At 67.9% G+C, this 1013-nt stretch carries 1 protein-coding gene; it reads right to left on the bottom strand.

The genetic code is table 11. From position 1 onward, the window contains the following. Window positions 1-56: 56 nt before the first annotated feature. Window positions 57-1013: glycoside hydrolase family 6 protein (locus tag Ari01nite_RS49445; protein WP_203791701.1), on the bottom strand; the 957-nt coding region annotated here is incomplete at its 5' end.

Here is a 1013-nt window from a genome sequence, read left to right as displayed (position 1 = left end):
CACCGGGCCCCGCTCCTCGTGGGAAGAGAGCGGGGCCCGGCGGTTATGGGGGCGGGTTACGACAGGGGCGGGTACGCGTTCTGCATCAGCTGGGCGAACTGTGCCGAGAACCAAGCGCCCGAGATCGGGGCGTTCGGCAGGGCGCCGCTCATGCTGTTGCCGTTACGGGCGTTACCCGTGTAGGTCGGGTCACACATCCGGTCGAAGCCCTTGCCCTCGTCGTTCGGGATGAGCGAGGAGGAGCCGTCGGACTCGCCCGGGGGCTTGACCCAGACGTAGGCGTCGATGCCGGAGGCCGGCGCGGAGCGGGGCCGCTCGCCGAGACCGGCGCCGGACTGGTTGCACCAGTTACCGGCGTGGATACGGCGGTCGACGCGGGACTCGTTGACGAACGTGTCCAGCACGGTGGAGGTGGATGCGGCGGTGGGTCGGGCCGAGCCGCCCCAGCCGTTGCGGGAGGTGTCGATCAGCATGCCGATGCTCGACGGGAACCCGACCGAGATCAGCTGGGTGCGGAACGCCTGAGCGAAGGTCAGTTCGTCGACGTACTGGTTCCAGTCGACCCACTTCGACTGGCGGACGCTGGTGCCGCCGACCGAGCTGGTGACCTGGAAGTACGGCTCCTGCAGGGCCGAGTAGTTCGCGGTGTTGGTGATGAAGCCGTGCACGTTGTTCACGCTGCCGGACGCCTGAGCGGCCTGGAGCATGATCTGGGCGGTCGGGGCGAAGTTGGTGTCCCAGCCGATCCAGCCGTGGTGCGCGGCGTCGACGTACTGGTAGGTGTTGGCCAGCGCGCCCAGCTTCTGCAGCGCGTAGCCGATACCTTGCACGTAGCCGCCGTTGGCCTTCATCGTGTCGCACTGCGCGGTGGCGCCGGCGCTGCTGCCGACGTTGGTGATCAGGTTGGGCAGCGAGTCGATCTCGACGATGTTGATGATCCGCAGCGACGCGTACTTCGCGTCGGCCTGGATCGCCGCGATCGGGTCGATGTACTCGGTCTTGTACCGCGGCAG

The sequence above is a fragment of the Paractinoplanes rishiriensis genome, assembly GCF_016862375.1.
Taxonomy (GTDB): Bacteria; Actinomycetota; Actinomycetes; order Mycobacteriales; family Micromonosporaceae; genus Actinoplanes; species Actinoplanes rishiriensis.
Note: the sequence above shows the minus strand (reverse complement) of the source record. Positions and strands in the feature narration are given on the sequence as shown.